Origin of the sequence: Enterobacter sp. MGH 37, from assembly GCF_000534515.1 — a bacterium.
GTDB classification, from domain to species: domain Bacteria; phylum Pseudomonadota; class Gammaproteobacteria; order Enterobacterales; family Enterobacteriaceae; genus Enterobacter; species Enterobacter kobei.
This window is the reverse complement of record NZ_KI973205.1, coordinates 1,480,716-1,494,369: the sequence shown is the minus strand read 5'-3', so window position 1 is coordinate 1,494,369 and position 13,654 is coordinate 1,480,716. Positions and strand designations below refer to the sequence as shown.

The 13,654-nt window shown below is 57.4% G+C and carries 14 protein-coding genes; 9 read left to right on the top strand and 5 right to left on the bottom strand.

Annotation, left to right across the window (positions count from 1 at the left end):
* Nucleotides 1–5 precede the first annotated feature (5 nt).
* The 8 genes from L383_RS16580 to dsbG all read left to right on the top strand — a co-directional run bounded on the left by L383_RS16580 (nucleotide 6) and on the right by dsbG (nucleotide 7,795).
* Nucleotides 6–1,022: a LacI family DNA-binding transcriptional regulator gene (locus L383_RS16580; RefSeq protein WP_014883884.1), complete on the top strand. Its 1,017-nt coding sequence runs from the start codon at nucleotides 6–8 to the stop codon at nucleotides 1,020–1,022.
* Between the two features lie 89 nt (nucleotides 1,023–1,111).
* A complete protein-coding gene (locus L383_RS16585; protein ID WP_023330453.1) occupies nucleotides 1,112–2,662 on the top strand; it encodes a methyl-accepting chemotaxis protein in 1,551 nt (516 codons plus the stop codon).
* Between the two features lie 199 nt (nucleotides 2,663–2,861).
* The gene (locus L383_RS16590) at nucleotides 2,862–3,281 is read left to right on the top strand and encodes a hypothetical protein (RefSeq protein WP_023330452.1); all 420 of its coding nucleotides are present in this window, start codon (nucleotides 2,862–2,864) and stop codon (nucleotides 3,279–3,281) included.
* A 5-nt stretch (nucleotides 3,282–3,286) separates the two neighbouring features.
* Complete coding sequence (locus L383_RS16595) at nucleotides 3,287–3,847, top strand: RNA polymerase sigma factor (RefSeq protein WP_014883881.1); 561 nt, start codon at nucleotides 3,287–3,289, stop codon at nucleotides 3,845–3,847.
* Nucleotides 3,848–3,934: 87 nt separating this feature from the next.
* A complete protein-coding gene (locus tag L383_RS16600) occupies nucleotides 3,935–4,303 on the top strand; it encodes a hypothetical protein (protein WP_014883880.1) in 369 nt (122 codons plus the stop codon).
* 48 nt (nucleotides 4,304–4,351) lie between these two features.
* Nucleotides 4,352–6,376 carry a protein-disulfide reductase DsbD family protein gene (locus L383_RS16605; protein ID WP_023330451.1) on the top strand — a complete coding sequence of 675 codons (2,025 nt, stop codon included), beginning with the start codon at nucleotides 4,352–4,354 and terminating at the stop codon, nucleotides 6,374–6,376.
* 7 nt (nucleotides 6,377–6,383) lie between these two features.
* The gene (locus L383_RS16610) at nucleotides 6,384–6,995 is read left to right on the top strand and encodes a DsbA family protein (RefSeq protein ID WP_023330450.1); all 612 of its coding nucleotides are present in this window, start codon (nucleotides 6,384–6,386) and stop codon (nucleotides 6,993–6,995) included.
* Between the two features lie 41 nt (nucleotides 6,996–7,036).
* Entirely contained in the window at nucleotides 7,037–7,795 is a 759-nt protein-coding gene (gene dsbG / locus L383_RS16615) for a thiol:disulfide interchange protein DsbG (protein ID WP_014883877.1), read from the top strand.
* A 42-nt stretch (nucleotides 7,796–7,837) separates the two neighbouring features.
* On the opposite strand, the gene L383_RS16620 is transcribed toward dsbG, so the two are convergent.
* The 3 genes from L383_RS16620 to L383_RS16630 all read right to left on the bottom strand — a co-directional run bounded on the left by L383_RS16620 (nucleotide 7,838) and on the right by L383_RS16630 (nucleotide 11,041).
* The gene (locus tag L383_RS16620; RefSeq protein WP_023330449.1) at nucleotides 7,838–9,130 is read right to left on the bottom strand and encodes a glycoside hydrolase family 10-like protein; all 1,293 of its coding nucleotides are present in this window, start codon (nucleotides 9,128–9,130) and stop codon (nucleotides 7,838–7,840) included.
* A 7-nt stretch (nucleotides 9,131–9,137) separates the two neighbouring features.
* Entirely contained in the window at nucleotides 9,138–9,425 is a 288-nt protein-coding gene (locus L383_RS16625; protein ID WP_014883875.1) for a VF530 family protein, read from the bottom strand.
* 128 nt (nucleotides 9,426–9,553) lie between these two features.
* Entirely contained in the window at nucleotides 9,554–11,041 is a 1,488-nt protein-coding gene (locus L383_RS16630) for a UbiD family decarboxylase (protein WP_023330448.1), read from the bottom strand.
* A 112-nt stretch (nucleotides 11,042–11,153) separates the two neighbouring features.
* Here L383_RS16630 and L383_RS16635 point away from each other — a divergent pair, with 112 nt between their 5' ends.
* Nucleotides 11,154–12,038: a LysR substrate-binding domain-containing protein gene (locus L383_RS16635; RefSeq protein ID WP_023330447.1), complete on the top strand. Its 885-nt coding sequence runs from the start codon at nucleotides 11,154–11,156 to the stop codon at nucleotides 12,036–12,038.
* Nucleotides 12,039–12,051: 13 nt separating this feature from the next.
* Here the strand turns inward: L383_RS16635 and L383_RS16640 are convergent, their stop codons facing one another.
* Both L383_RS16640 and L383_RS16645 read right to left on the bottom strand, forming a co-directional pair.
* Nucleotides 12,052–13,038: an MBL fold metallo-hydrolase gene (locus tag L383_RS16640; RefSeq protein WP_023330446.1), complete on the bottom strand. Its 987-nt coding sequence runs from the start codon at nucleotides 13,036–13,038 to the stop codon at nucleotides 12,052–12,054.
* A 60-nt stretch (nucleotides 13,039–13,098) separates the two neighbouring features.
* Entirely contained in the window at nucleotides 13,099–13,626 is a 528-nt protein-coding gene (locus L383_RS16645; RefSeq protein ID WP_023330445.1) for a GNAT family N-acetyltransferase, read from the bottom strand.
* Between the last annotated feature and the right edge of the window lie 28 nt (nucleotides 13,627–13,654).

Below are 13,654 nucleotides of genomic sequence, written 5' to 3'. Positions count from 1 at the left end.
TCGTTGTGAGAAAAACAAAACGCGTCACCATTAAAGACATCGCGGAGCTGGCGGGTGTGTCAAAAGCCACCGCCAGCCTGGTCCTGAACGGGCGCAGCAAAGAGCTTCGCGTGGCGGAAGAGACGCGTGAACGCGTGCTGGCGATTGCGAAAGAGCACCACTATCAGCCCAGCATTCACGCCCGGTCACTACGCGATAACCGTAGCCACACCATTGGTCTGGTGGTGCCGGAGATCACCAACTACGGCTTTGCCGTCTTTTCTCACGAGCTGGAAACGCTGTGCCGCGAGGCGGGTGTCCAACTGCTGATCTCCTGTAGCGATGAAAATCCGGGGCAGGAGACGGTGGTCGTCAATAACATGGTGGCGCGTCAGGTCGACGGACTGATTGTCGCCTCCAGCATGCTTAATGATGCGGACTACCTGAAACTCAGCGAGCAACTGCCCGTGGTGCTTTTTGATCGCCATATGAACGACAGCACGTTGCCGCTGGTGATCACCGATTCCATCACCCCAACGACGGAACTGGTGGCGGATATTGCCCGCCAGCATCCGGATGAATTCTATTTTCTGGGCGGACAGCCGCGCCTTTCTCCGACTCGCGACCGTCTGGAAGGGTTTAAGCAAGGTCTGCGAGCGGCCGGTGTGGAATTGCGCCCCGAGTGGATCATTCACGGCAACTACCACCCGAGCTCCGGCTACGAAATGTTCGCCGAACTCTGCGCCCGTCTGGGACGCCCACCGAAAGCCCTGTTCACCGCCGCCTGCGGGCTGCTGGAAGGGGTACTGCGCTATATGGGTCAACATAACCTGATGCAAAGTGATATCAGATTAGCCAGCTTTGACGATCACTATCTCTACGATTCGCTGACGATCCCGGTGGATACCATTCGCCAGGACAATCGCCAGCTGGCGTGGCATTGCTTTGATCTGATTGGCAAATTGATCGAAGGGGAGACGCCGCAGCCGTTGCAGCGCAAGCTCAATGCCACCCTGCAGCGGCGCTATAAGTCAGCGGTATAGCCTCGTTCGATACATCAATAACTTTAATTAATTTAAGTTTTGGATGCGCCGATAACCATAAGGAATAATTCTCCTTGAGGTATTGGTTTATGTCGTTGAAAAAGTCATCCCTGATTGTCCTGTTCTCACTGCTTTTGTTCTTTGTGGTCAGCACCGTCACCAGCGTTGGCCTCATCATTAAAAGTAATAATTCCCTGGATAACGTCAACAAAGAGATCCAGGTTGTGCTGTCGATTATTGACCCCATCAACCATAGCCGTACGCTGCGCGTTCGCGTGATGGAGTATGTGAAGATGGTGGAAGCGGGCAACTCGGCAGACGGGGCGGCGAAGCTTGCCGCCGTGAAAGAGGCGCTGACCAAAGCGGACCACGCCTTTGCGGCCTTTATGGCTTCGCCGCGACTCACGGATGAAGCGCCGCTGGTGAGTGCCTATCAGGATGCCTGGCAAAACTACCGTAACCAGGGGCTGGCGCCGCTGATCGATGCCGCTGAGGCACACGATGTTGCTAAATTTAACGCGCTAATCCCGGAAGTTTCCCGCCTCGACCGCCAGTACGAAATCGTTCTCGACCAGGTCCTTTCCGTCCACCAGAAATACGCCAAAAGCCTGAACGAAGACGCGAACAGTAATTTCGTCTCCGGCCTGGTGATGATTGCCGTTATCGCCTGCCTGTTTGTGCTGGTAATTGTTGCCGTCAGCCTCTTCATGAAGCGCTTCGTCTTTGCGCCGGTCAACCTGGCGCGCGAGCACTGCAGCCAGATCGCCGCGGGCAAGCTCGACATTCCGGTGCCGGTGAAGGGGAGTTCGCATAATGAAATCGACCACCTGATGGGCTCGATGGAGCAGATGCGTCAGGCACTGCTGGCCACTATTGCTCAGGTGCGCGATGCGAGCCACACCGTGACGCACGCGGCGCAGGAGATTGCCTCCGGCAATATCGACCTCGCATCACGTACCGAGCAGCAGGCTTCCGCGTTGACCCAGACGGCGGCAAGCATGGAAGAGCTGAGCGCGACGGTGGCGAACAATACCGATAACGTGTATCAGGCCGGAAAACTGGTGCAGGATGCGGTGCACAATGCCCATACCGGCGAAGCGGTGACCCGCGAGGTGATCGACACGATGAATACCATCGCGGCGAATTCGAAGCGCATCGAAGACATTACCAGCGTGATTAACAGCATTGCCTTCCAGACCAACATTCTGGCGCTGAACGCAGCGGTGGAAGCGGCGCGCGCCGGTACGCAGGGCCGCGGTTTTGCGGTAGTGGCCAGTGAAGTACGCACCCTCGCGCAGAAAAGCGCGGTGGCAGCCAAAGACATTGAAAGTCTGATTGCGCAGTCGGTTTCCAGCGTGAAAAACGGTGCGGAGCTGGTCAACCGCTCGGGCGAGGTGATTGACTCGATTATTTCATCGGTGAACAAAGTGAATACGCTGATGGAGCAGATCTCCGTGGCTTCGGAAGAGCAGAGCCGTGGGATCAGCCAGGTCGGGCAGGCGGTGACCGAAATGGACGGCGTGACCCAGCAGAACGCCGCGCTGGTGCAGCAGTCCGCTGCGGCGGCTGCCTCGCTGGAAGAGCAGGCGCAGCAGCTTTCACGGAGTATTTCGAGTTTTAGGTTGCCGGTGCAGGCGTAATTCTTTGAATCTGCCGGGTGGCGCTGACGCTTACCCGGCCTACGAAATCTGTAGGCCCGTGCAAGCGTTAGCGCCGCCGGGCACTCGTTGCGATTGCGCATCCGTAAAAATTATTTCATTCCCCTCAGCAATATTTCCCTCCCTCATCCGTCTACCTCATCACAAGCCATAATCAGTTACGATAAACGAGGTAAACACCATGAGAGATTTTGAACTGCACGGCAGAGGTCACGGGCGCGGATTCGGTCGTCACCGTATGGGCAAGGGCTTAGTCATCGGCGCGGTGGTTTTCATCGTGCTCGGCCTGCTGGTGATGTCCCTGTGGAACGCCTTGCTCCCGGCAATCCTTGGCGTGAAAGCCATTGGTTTCTGGCAGGCGCTGGGCATTCTGGTGCTGAGCCGCATTCTGTTTGGCGGGTTAGGTTTCCGTCCAGGCATGTTTGGCGCACACCGCCGGATGCACGAGCGCTGGATGAACATGACGCCCGAACAGCGCGAGGCGTTTATTCAGCAGCGCCGCGAAGGCTTTGGTCGCCACGGGCGTGGCCACTGCGGCTGGCACGGTCATCGTGACGATAAGCGCGATGACGCTACGCCAAAAGCGCCGGACGCAGAGTGAGCGAGATGAAAGCCGGAGAGGTGGGCGGATCCCTGTTGATGTCGGCGCTCAACGCCTGCCGCGCCCGGCTGAAGGCCTTTATTCGCGGACGAACGTCCGTGCGCGACGACGCAGACGACATTTTGCAGGAAGTGACCTATCAGCTGATGAAGGTGGAGCAGCCGGTCGAAAACGTCGCCGCCTGGCTGTTCCGCGCGGCGCGTAACGAGATGACCGACCGGGCGCGTAAGAAACGCGAGGTGTCGCTCTCCGGCTATTTTACGGATGAAGAGGAGGAGGGCTTCCCGGAGGACGAGCTGGCCGAAACCCTGTTCGGTGTCCCGCAGACGCCGGAAGAGGAGTATCTCAAAACGCTGCTGTGGGAAGAGCTGGGGCAGGCCCTGTCTGAACTGCCGCCGCCGCAGCGCGAGGTGTTTGAAAAGACCGAGCTTCACGGCTACAGCATTAAAATGCTGGCAGAGGAGACGGGGGCCAGCGAACAGGCGCTGTTATCCCGCAAGCACAAGGCGGTGCTGTTTCTGCGCACGCGGTTGCGGGATATCTATGATGCCCTGACGGGCGAATAGCGGCCTCAGACAAAACCTTACACTTCCGGTACTTGTAGATTCATCACTATCGTTTATGATCGGGGCGTCTTGTTACTCTGGAATGTTATGCGCAACCGTCAGCTCCTCGGAAAATGGCTTTTGATCGTTACCTGTCTCGCGATGGCGCTTTGCCTCGTGCAGCGTGCGGTCATGCTCAACCATTTTTTACAGGGACTGGAGCCGCAGATCGCCCTGAGTGCAGACGCCCCGTCGCAAAGCAACGCCGGGGAGTCTGGGCCTTCACCCTGTCAGCTAGGCGCGCACTCCCTGCTTTGCGCGCAGCCGCTGTTCTTCGACGGCGCGCTACCGGCCATTATTATCTTCTTCGCGCTGCTGCAGCTGTTTACGCAAGGGCGGGCATTTGCGCCCGTGGAACAGCCCGTTCAGGCACCGCCTCCCCGAATACACCTTAAAAACTGCGTTTTCCGTGAATGAAAATCATCGTCATCACACGATAATTTTTCACTGTTCACGGAGTAAAACATGGTTAACCTCTTCAGGGGATTCGTCTTCCTGTGGCTGTCCTGCATCGGAATTGTCCATGCGGCGGACACCGGCTGGCTGGTCTCCCCACAAAACGATCACGCCCGCATCCGCTTTCAGGCGGAAAGGGAACAAACGCACATTACAGGCCTGCTCACCGTTGAGCTAAAGCCCGGCTGGAAAACCTACTGGCGGTCGCCGGGCGAGGGTGGCGTCGCGCCAAAAATCACCTGGCCGCAGGGCGTTACGGATAGCTGGTCCTGGCCGGTACCGTCGCGATTCGATATCTCCGGTATGACCACGCAGGGCTATCACGATAAGGTCACGATCCCCATCGTGCTCGACGGCGTGAAGGGCGATACGCTCGACGGCACGCTCACGCTCTCCACGTGCAGTAACGTTTGTCTGCTGACGGACTACCCGCTGCACCTCGATTTTACGCAGCCGGTGGATGACGGTTTCCATCACGCCTTTGACCGCGCGATGCAGGCCGTGCCGGGCACGTCTGGCGTTTCCGCCGATCTGTCCGCCTGGCTCTCTGACGGCAACCTGGTGGTGACGGGAACGACCGACGGGAAATGGGATAATCCGGGGATCTACTTTGACCCGCTGGAGGGGGATATTCTGCCCGGCGAGCCGGCCATTAAGCACGATGGCAATACGCTTCGGGTCACGGTGCCCGTCACCGACGAATGGGGCGATAAGCCCACGTCGCTGGAAGGCAAGAGGCTGTCATTTGTGCTGACCAATGGCAGTGACGCACAGCAAACCACGATGACCGTTGGCGCTACGCCCGCCGAGCCTTCCGCCCCAGGCGGGACGGGCAAAATGGTGCTCTTTGCCCTGCTGGGCGGGCTGATCCTCAACCTGATGCCGTGCGTGCTGCCGGTGATGGGAATGAAGCTTAACAGTATTCTGCAGGCGGGTTCGGACAGACGCGTCATCAGGCTGCGCTTCCTGGCAACCAGCGCCGGGATCCTCACCTCCTTTATGCTGCTGGCCGCCATGGTGACCGGGCTGAAGCTGGCCGGGGCGTCCCTGGGCTGGGGCATTCAGTTCCAGAACCCGTGGTTTATCGGGCTGATGGTTACCGTGACCTTCCTCTTTGCGCTGAACCTGTTTGGAACGTTTGAGATGCTGCTGCCTTCTGCCGCTACCGGGCGACTGGCTACGGCAGGCGGGGCGGGGCTTGGCGGCAGTTTCTGCGAAGGGATGTTTGCTACGCTGCTAGCCACGCCGTGCTCCGCACCGTTCCTCGGTACCGCAGTTGCCTTTGCCCTTGGCGCGCCGCTGCACGCCCTGTGGCTCATCTTCCTGATGCTCGGCGTGGGCATGAGCCTGCCGTGGCTGTTTGTCGCCCTGGTGCCCAAAACGGCCATGCTGCTGCCGAAGCCTGGCCGCTGGATGAACACGCTTAAAGCGATCCTGGGCCTGATGATGCTGGCCTCCAGCCTCTGGCTGGCGACGCTGCTGAGCCTGCATCTGGGGGCAATGGTGAGTCAGATCGTGGTGCTGGTGCTGATTGTTGTCGCGCTGGTGCTGTTCGCGTTGAAGGGGCAAACCTCCTCGCCGTTGTTCTGGATCGTGGTCATCGCGCTGTCGGCGTTTGGCGGGTATCAGCTGCGCGGAGTGTTTACCTCGCCGCCGGACGCTCCGGCGCAACATATCGCTGAGACCATCCCGTGGCAGCCACTGAGTGAAGACGCCATCCAGCAGGCGCTTTCTCAGGGGAAACGGGTGTTTGTGGATATTTCGGCGGACTGGTGTGTGACCTGCAAAGTTAACGAGCATCGGGTCCTGAATCAGCCAGACATCATTGCCGCGCTGAGTCAGCCGGACGTAGTGGCGCTGCGCAGTGACTGGAGCCAGCCGTCCGTCTTTATCGCGGATTTTCTGGCGAAGCGAAACCGCTACGCTATTCCGTTTAATGCGGTATATGGCCCTGGTCTGCCGGAGGGCGAAATCCTCTCGCCGCTGCTGGATAAACGCACCCTGGTCACCACCCTGAACAACGCAAAAGGCTAAACGTATTATGAAAAAATTCCTTATCACGCTGATGCTCCTGCTGGCCTCGGCTCAGGCGATGGCCGCTCAGCCGCTGACGCCAGATCAGGAGCAACGTGCGCAGAAGATGATCGCAGATTTTCTGTTTAACGATCCGAATTCCCCGCGTATCGGCGCGAAAAATCCGAAGCTCACCCTGGTGGTGTTTACCGACTACAACTGCCCGTACTGCAAGAAATTCGACCCCTATCTGGAGAAGATCGTAGAAAAACATCCCGATGTCGCCGTGGTGTTTAAGTTTTTACCTTACCGCTCGGAAAGTTCGCTGACCGCGGCGCGCGATGCGCTCACGCTCTGGCGTCAGGATCCCGGGGCGTTTATGAAACTGAACAATACCCTGATGGCTAAAAAGGGGTACCACGATGACGCCAGCATTCAGGAAGCGCAGAAACGGGCAGGGGTCAGCGTTACCACGCCTGATGAGGAGAGTCTGATGACGATCAAGCGCAGCCTGCTTGTCGCGGAAAAAATGGGCATTCAGGGTACGCCCGCCACGCTGATTGGTGAGGGATTGCTGCCCGGCTGGGTGCCTTTTGAACAGTTCGATGAAATCGTCAGCGACGCGCTGAAAAACCGCTAACCTGAAGGGGGCGTGATGCCCCCGATAAACCGGAGAGGGATATGAAAAAATTACTGTTACTTTCGGCACTGGCGACCTCAGGGCTGGTTCAGGCGGCTGACGCTATACCGGATGTGGTTAAGCACTTCAGCGAGCAGCAGAACATTACAATCATCAAGAAGCTGGATGCTCCCGGCGGCGCGCCGGCCTGGCTGGGGCAATATCAGGACATGGGGGTGACGCTCTTTTTAACCCCGGACGGCAAGCACGTGATTTCGGGCTATCTGTACGATGACAAAGGGAAAAACCTCAGCGAGGGGTATTTCCAGAAAGAGATCTATGCCCCGATGGGACGCGAAATGTGGAAGACGCTCAACGCGGCGCATCCCCTGAAGGAAGGGGCGGATAACGCGCCGCGCAAAGTCTTCGTCTTCGCCGATCCGTTCTGTCCGTACTGCAAGCAGTTCTGGTCAGAGGCGCAGCCGTGGGTCAAGGCGGGCAAGGTCCAGCTGAATACGCTGCTGGTGGCGTTTCTTAACCCTAACAGCGGACGTAACGCTGCCGCGATCCTGAATGCGAAAGATCCGGTCTCGGCCTGGCGCGAATACGAGCTCTCCGGTGGCAAAAAGTTACCGAAACCTGAGGGGGAAGGGTCTCGCGAAACGGTAGCGATCCTGCAGAAACACCAGGCGCTGATGGACAGTCTGGGGGCCAACGCCACCCCGGCCATATACTATATGAACGCGGAAAATGAGCTGCAGCAGGTTGTCGGGATGCCGGACGCGCAGCAGCTTGAAGCGATGTTCGGGCCGAAGCCGTAAAGAACGCAGGCAGAAACAGGACGTTTCTGCCCGGTCTTCCGGTTAGCTACCCCAGCGTCCTTTGAGATAGTTGACCGCCTGCTGCGTCTGCGGCTTGTTCAGGTAGTCTTCCCGGAACAGGATGGTGCCGTTGACGTTGGGCAGCGAATCATTGAGATCGAGCTGTTTTTTCAGTTCCGGCACGCCGCCCTGAACCGTCCAGTCCGGCTCATTTTTCGACGGTTCGCCCACTTTGTAGAACGCGATGCCGATGTACAGACGCGTGTGGGTCGGCTTCACGACGTCGGCCCACCATTTGGTCAGTACGTCATAGCGCGCGGCATCCCGGGAGAAGGGCCAGTAAATCTGCGGGGCGATGTAGTCCAGCAGGCCCTGCTGCACCCACTGACGCGTATCGGCGTAGGATTCATCGTAGGCGGCGGCACCCCGGGTGTCGGAGCCTGCCGGGTCAAAGGAGCGGTTACGCCACACGCCAGCCGGGCTGACGCCAAACTCAACGTCGGGTTTGGTTTGTTTTATCGCGCGGGAAACCTGAACGATCAGCTGATGCGTGTTGTGTCTTCGCCAGTCGGCCTTAGAGGCAAATCCCTGTCCGTACTGCCGGTAAGTCTGAGAATCATTCAGCGCGGATCCCGGTGATTCGGCATAAAAGTAATCATCAAACTGCACGCCGTCTATCGGGTAGTTCGCCACGACTTCCGTGACGACACGGGTTATCCAGTCGCGCACTTCCGGAATGCCGGGATCGAGCACGAAGCGATCGCCCGAGACGCGTACCCACTCCGGGTGCTGGACATAGACGCTGGACGGGGTCTGATACGCCGTCCGGTTCAGGGCAGCGATGGTTGACGGCTTCGTGTTGGTCGACACGCGGTACGGGTTGAACCAGGCATGGACTTTCATACCGCGCTTGTGCGCTTCATCCAGCATAAACTGAAGCGGATCGTATCCCGGATATTCGCCGATGTTGCCCGTCAGCATATCTGACCACGGTAATATTTTTGATGACCAGAGTGCCGTGCTGTCCGGCTTTACCTGGAAAAACACCGTGTTAATCCCAAGGTGTTTAAGGTTATCGAGCTTGGCGATAAGCGCCTGCTTTTGCATTGCGATGCGCTGGTCAGCGCTGGTGCCATTCACCGAGGCCACCGGTGGCCAGTCGAGGCGAGAGACGGTCGCAAGCCAGATCCCGCGCATCGGCTCGTTTGCCTGTTGGGTCGGTTTGCTGACGGTGGGGAGCGGGGTAACTAATGATTTTGGTGGTTTTGAGGAGCAGCTTACAAGTAAAAGTGCGCAGCCAGCCAGCGCACCGATCCGTTTTACGTGTCGCGTCATTTGCGTATTAGCTCTTGATAATCCGACTGTTAGCCCAGGGATTAAAGGCGGGTGCCTCCTGTTCTTTATGTCCCTCGTCGTGGAGGGAATCCAGATACAGGGCTTCGACCTCCGCGCGTGCCCACGGGGTACGGCGCAGAAATTTCAGGCTCGATTTAACGCTGGGGTCTTTTCTGAAACAGTTAATTTTGATGCGGTCACCCAACTCGCTCCAGCCATATTTCGCCACCAGGGCGTTGACCATCATCTCCAGCGTGACGCCATGCAAAGGATCGTTAGAAATGTGTGCAGTCATAGGTGTCCGGATGTCTCAATTTTTGTGGGGGTGGAGTTACCGGTGAAAGGGTACAAGAAAGCAGGGGAAGCGGCAATTTAAGCGTGAAATTCTTCACCCCCGAGGGGTGAAGAAAGAGGAACGTTCGTTTACTTTTTGTCTTTAAACAGTTCAGGTGCCCACGGTGTCGGATCAACCTCCATAAACGGCGCGCGCTCGAAGCGATCCTTCAGCGCCCACGGCACCGTGCAATCAAAGATGGTCTTGCAGGAGATGCCGTTTCCGCGAATTGAGTTGCTGTAATCCGGCGACTGAGACGGATCCAGCTGGTGACCGCGGATCCCCGGAATATTCGTGATGCTGACATCGCCCTGCATACGGGTGGTCATCGCCCACAGGATGTCGTCGCTGTCGAAAATATCCACGTCTTCATCGACAAGGATAATGTTTTTCAGCTCCGAATAGGTGGCTAACGCGATAAGTGCTGCCTGGCCCTGGCGTCCTTCATCTGACGGCTGGCGTTTTTTCACCTGCAAAATACCCAGGAATTTACCGCCACCCGCGGTATGCGCATAGACGTTTTGCAGGAAGCCCGGAATCGCCTCCTCAACCGCATTGCGGATGCTGGCCTCCGTCGGCAAACCGGCCAGGGTGGTATGTTCTTCTCCGGGGCCCACCAGCGTTTGCAGGATAGCCTGATGGCGCATGGTCACCGCTTTTACTTTGATCACGGGCAGAGACGGGTTCGCCTCACCGCAGTAGCCCGGGAATTCCGGCATCGCGTGGCCGGTGTTGGTATGCTGATCTTCTCTTACGCGCACGCCGGGAAGCAGTTCGCCTTCAATGATAATTTCCGCCCGCGCGATGGCTTTCTCTTTTACCGCCACGCCCTGTACCAGCTCGACCGGCTGCTGGCGCAACGCCCCGGCGACGCCCAGCTCATTGTAACCAAACGGTGTGGTGGGGGCCTCAAAACACGCGCCGATATAGATAGCGGGATCGAGCCCCATGTTGATCGTCACCGGCAGCGGTTTTCCGGCCGCTTCCGCTTTTTTGCGAAAGACTTCAATATGGCGACCGGCGGCCAGGAACATGGATAGCTCATCGCGCTCCTGCACGCAAAGGCGGTGGATGGTGACATCCGTCAGCGAGCTGTCCTCCGGATCGCTTGCCAGCACCAGTCCCAGGCAGAAGAACGGGCCTGCATCAATCGGCGTATTGGTTGGTGCTGGCAGCAGTTTGCGCAGATCGAAGTCCGGATCGTCAGCGTAGAAGACCTGCTCCTGACAAGGGGCCTGCGAGGCCGGGACGACAACGGGTGCGACCGGTTTTTTCACCGCCTGACCGACATGTTTTGCCAGTTCAGAAGGCGCACAGCCTAACAAAAGTGCCGCGCGTTCACGGCTGGCGTGCATGCCCACCAGAATGCGCGAGCCCGGATAGCCCTTCACGCTGTTGAACATCATGGCCGGCCCCGTGCGGGTCGGGCTTTTTACCGTACCGCCCGCGCCAATATGACGATACACACCTGCCAGCTCTGCATTAGGATCGACGGGATGATCGGTTTCAATATACTGGCCTTCGTGGCGCTGCAGTAAGGCGATGGCACTTCTGAGATCGTTGACTGAGTTTTCCATATTTTCCTCCCTCGGTTGAATACCTCCATTTTTACGACAATGACCCATAGCATCAATTGCATCATTACTGCTAAATTGATAATAAATTTATTATCAAAAAAGGAAGTCTCCCGTGCAGTTTCGTCAGATGCGCCATTTCATTGTCGTTGCCGAAGAACTCCACATGCACCGGGCCGCCGAGCGTTTAAACATGGCGCAACCGGCGCTGAGCCAGCAGATAAAGGCGCTGGAAGAACGTTTAGGCGTCACGCTCTTTAGCCGGGCGAACCGTCGCTTAACCCTGACGCCCGCGGGCGACGCGTTTCTGGTGAAGGCCAGGCTCGCCATCTCCCTGACTGAGCAGGCGGTACTGGACGCCAGGCAAACGGCGAGAGGCGAGCAGGGGGTGTTAAACCTGGGATGCGTGTCGAGTGCGATGTTCGACGGTAAGCTGCCCGCTGCACTGCGCCAGATGCACAGCCGCTGGCCGGCGATAACCATGTCTTTGATGACGGGCAATGTGCAGACGCTCTATGCCGCCGTGCAAAGTAACCAGCTGGATGTGGCGATTATTCGGGCACCGCTGCCATCGCTGCCTGACGATCTGCAAAGCCGGCCGTTCACCTCAGAAAAAACGGTGCTGGCGCTGTATCGCCAGCATCCTCTGGCCGACTCTTCCGCTCTGACGCTCGCGTCAGTGAAGGATGAAAAATGGATCTCGCTTCGCGATCCGGAGGGCATGGGGCTGGAGCAGTACTTTTATGACGTCTGTAGCGGGGCGGGTTTCCAGCCGGACGTAGTGCAGAATGCGACGGATGTTCCCACGGTGATAAGCCTGGTCTCCGCGGGATTTGGTCTGGCGTTGCTGCCTGCGTCAGCAAAGGCAGTGAGTGTCGAGAATGTCGTTTACGTGGACATTCTCGACCGTCTCAGGGAAAGCGAACTGACGCTGGTGTGCCACCGAATTATTCGCTCAGAAGTGCTTAAAAAATTTCTGGTGACCCTCGAGCACACCTGACGGCGTCATCCGCTTATTTCACGCTGCTGGCGTCCCGGTTGGTATAGGTAACGGGAACCCAGGCATAGCCACCGTTTTCACCTTTGGTGACATAGCCGATACCCGGGAACGGCAGATGGGGCGCGGCAATCAGGTCTCTGTTTTTCACAAAGTCCGCAAACGCCTGTTCGCGCACGCTTGCCGCTTTGTTCTGATCTTCATCGTAGGTGATGGTCACACCAGGCTGCGGGAACTGGACCGCCCCGGCATGAATGATGTCGCCGACAAAGGTGATCTTCTCGCCTTTGCTTGTCAGCGTGTAGAAGGCTGAACCCGGCGTATGGCCGGGATGAACCGTGCCGGTCAGCCCCGGAAGAATCTCAGCCGTGCCGCTAAAAGGCACCACTTTACCGGCGTCAAGATAGGGCTTTAAGGTCTTCTGCGCGACGTCAAAGTAGTTCTTGCCGTAGCCGGTTTTCTTTTGATTATCGTCGTTAAAGAAAAAGTCGACGTCGGGTTTGCCAACGAAAACGCGTGCGTTGCTGAATACCACCTTGCCGTCTTTGACCAGACCGCCCGCGTGATCGGAGTGGGCGTGGGTCAGCAGGACTTCAGTAATGTCCTCGGGTTTAACCCCTTGCGTGGCGAGGCTTTCAACCAGGCGTCCACCCGCATCAGGACCAAAGAGCTGGCCCGAGCCGGTATCCACCAGAATTTTATGTCCGGGGATCGCAATCAGGAACGCGTTAATGGAGACCTCGGCCGGGTTGGTCTGGAAATTTTTCGCGAGCAGCGCATCAATCTTTTGCGGCGTTGTCCGGCGCAGCAGCTTATGCAGATCCTGCGCGACGGTTCCGTCGGTAAAAGACGTGACAATGACATCGCCGACCTGCACGCGGTAACCGCCCGCCGGTTGTTTAACGACGTGCTGGGGCGTTTCTGCCGAAGCCTGCAGCACAGGGTAGAAAAGCAGTGAACTGGACATCAGCGTGGAAAGAGCAAGTTTTTTCATGGTAAGCATACGCGTCTCCTTTGAAAGTGCTCATCTTACTCATAGCGGCCGTAGAGCAGCGAGTTTCCTCTACACCAGCATGTAATACCAGAACAGGGCAACTTCGTCTTTTTCCGGTAAAGCGTTGTACAGATAACGGTCGTATCCGCCCAGGGTGAAACCGTAGTTTCGGTAAAACAGACAGGCCGAGACGTTCACATTTTGGGTTTCCAGCCGCAGTCCGGGCGCGTTTACGCTTCGCGCCCACACGTGCGCGGCGGCCATCAGTTTTTGTGCTGCGCCGGTTCTGCGTTTTGTACGATCTACGGCTATGTAATCCACCGAGATAAACTTATTCCAGCCAATTGATGCAGTAATAAAGCCGGCTATTTCACCCTCGTCCGTTTCTGCAACAAGAAATATGGCGTCCGGGTTAACACAATGATTTTCAAGTGTCTGGATATCGAGCTCGTAGGTTTTTATCCAGGGCTCGGCGATAGCTTCAATATGCAAATCACAATGGAGAAAAGGCTCTCGTGCAATGTGGTTAACGGTGAAAGAGAAGTCACAACATTCGAGGCGTACGAGGTCGGTATTTAATCCTTTTCGAATCTGCATAGTATTCCCGGTAGTGAGTGAGTTCATA

What these genes read in the sequence shown, in the direction of transcription:
- L383_RS16585 (WP_023330453.1), top strand. Translation starts at nt 1,112, where the DNA reads ATGTCGTTGAAAAAGTCATCCCTGATTGTCCTGTTCTCACTGCTTTTG.
- L383_RS16590 (WP_023330452.1), top strand. Translation starts at nt 2,862, where the DNA reads ATGAGAGATTTTGAACTGCACGGCAGAGGTCACGGGCGCGGATTCGGT.
- L383_RS16595 (WP_014883881.1), top strand. Translation starts at nt 3,287, where the DNA reads ATGAAAGCCGGAGAGGTGGGCGGATCCCTGTTGATGTCGGCGCTCAAC.
- L383_RS16600 (WP_014883880.1), top strand. Translation starts at nt 3,935, where the DNA reads ATGCGCAACCGTCAGCTCCTCGGAAAATGGCTTTTGATCGTTACCTGT.
- L383_RS16605 (WP_023330451.1), top strand. Translation starts at nt 4,352, where the DNA reads ATGGTTAACCTCTTCAGGGGATTCGTCTTCCTGTGGCTGTCCTGCATC.
- L383_RS16610 (WP_023330450.1), top strand. Translation starts at nt 6,384, where the DNA reads ATGAAAAAATTCCTTATCACGCTGATGCTCCTGCTGGCCTCGGCTCAG.
- dsbG (WP_014883877.1), top strand. Translation starts at nt 7,037, where the DNA reads ATGAAAAAATTACTGTTACTTTCGGCACTGGCGACCTCAGGGCTGGTT.
- L383_RS16620 (WP_023330449.1), bottom strand. Translation starts at nt 9,130, where the DNA reads ATGACGCGACACGTAAAACGGATCGGTGCGCTGGCTGGCTGCGCACTT.
- L383_RS16625 (WP_014883875.1), bottom strand. Translation starts at nt 9,425, where the DNA reads ATGACTGCACACATTTCTAACGATCCTTTGCATGGCGTCACGCTGGAG.
- L383_RS16630 (WP_023330448.1), bottom strand. Translation starts at nt 11,041, where the DNA reads ATGGAAAACTCAGTCAACGATCTCAGAAGTGCCATCGCCTTACTGCAG.
- L383_RS16640 (WP_023330446.1), bottom strand. Translation starts at nt 13,038, where the DNA reads ATGCTTACCATGAAAAAACTTGCTCTTTCCACGCTGATGTCCAGTTCA.
- L383_RS16645 (WP_023330445.1), bottom strand. Translation starts at nt 13,626, where the DNA reads ATGCAGATTCGAAAAGGATTAAATACCGACCTCGTACGCCTCGAATGT.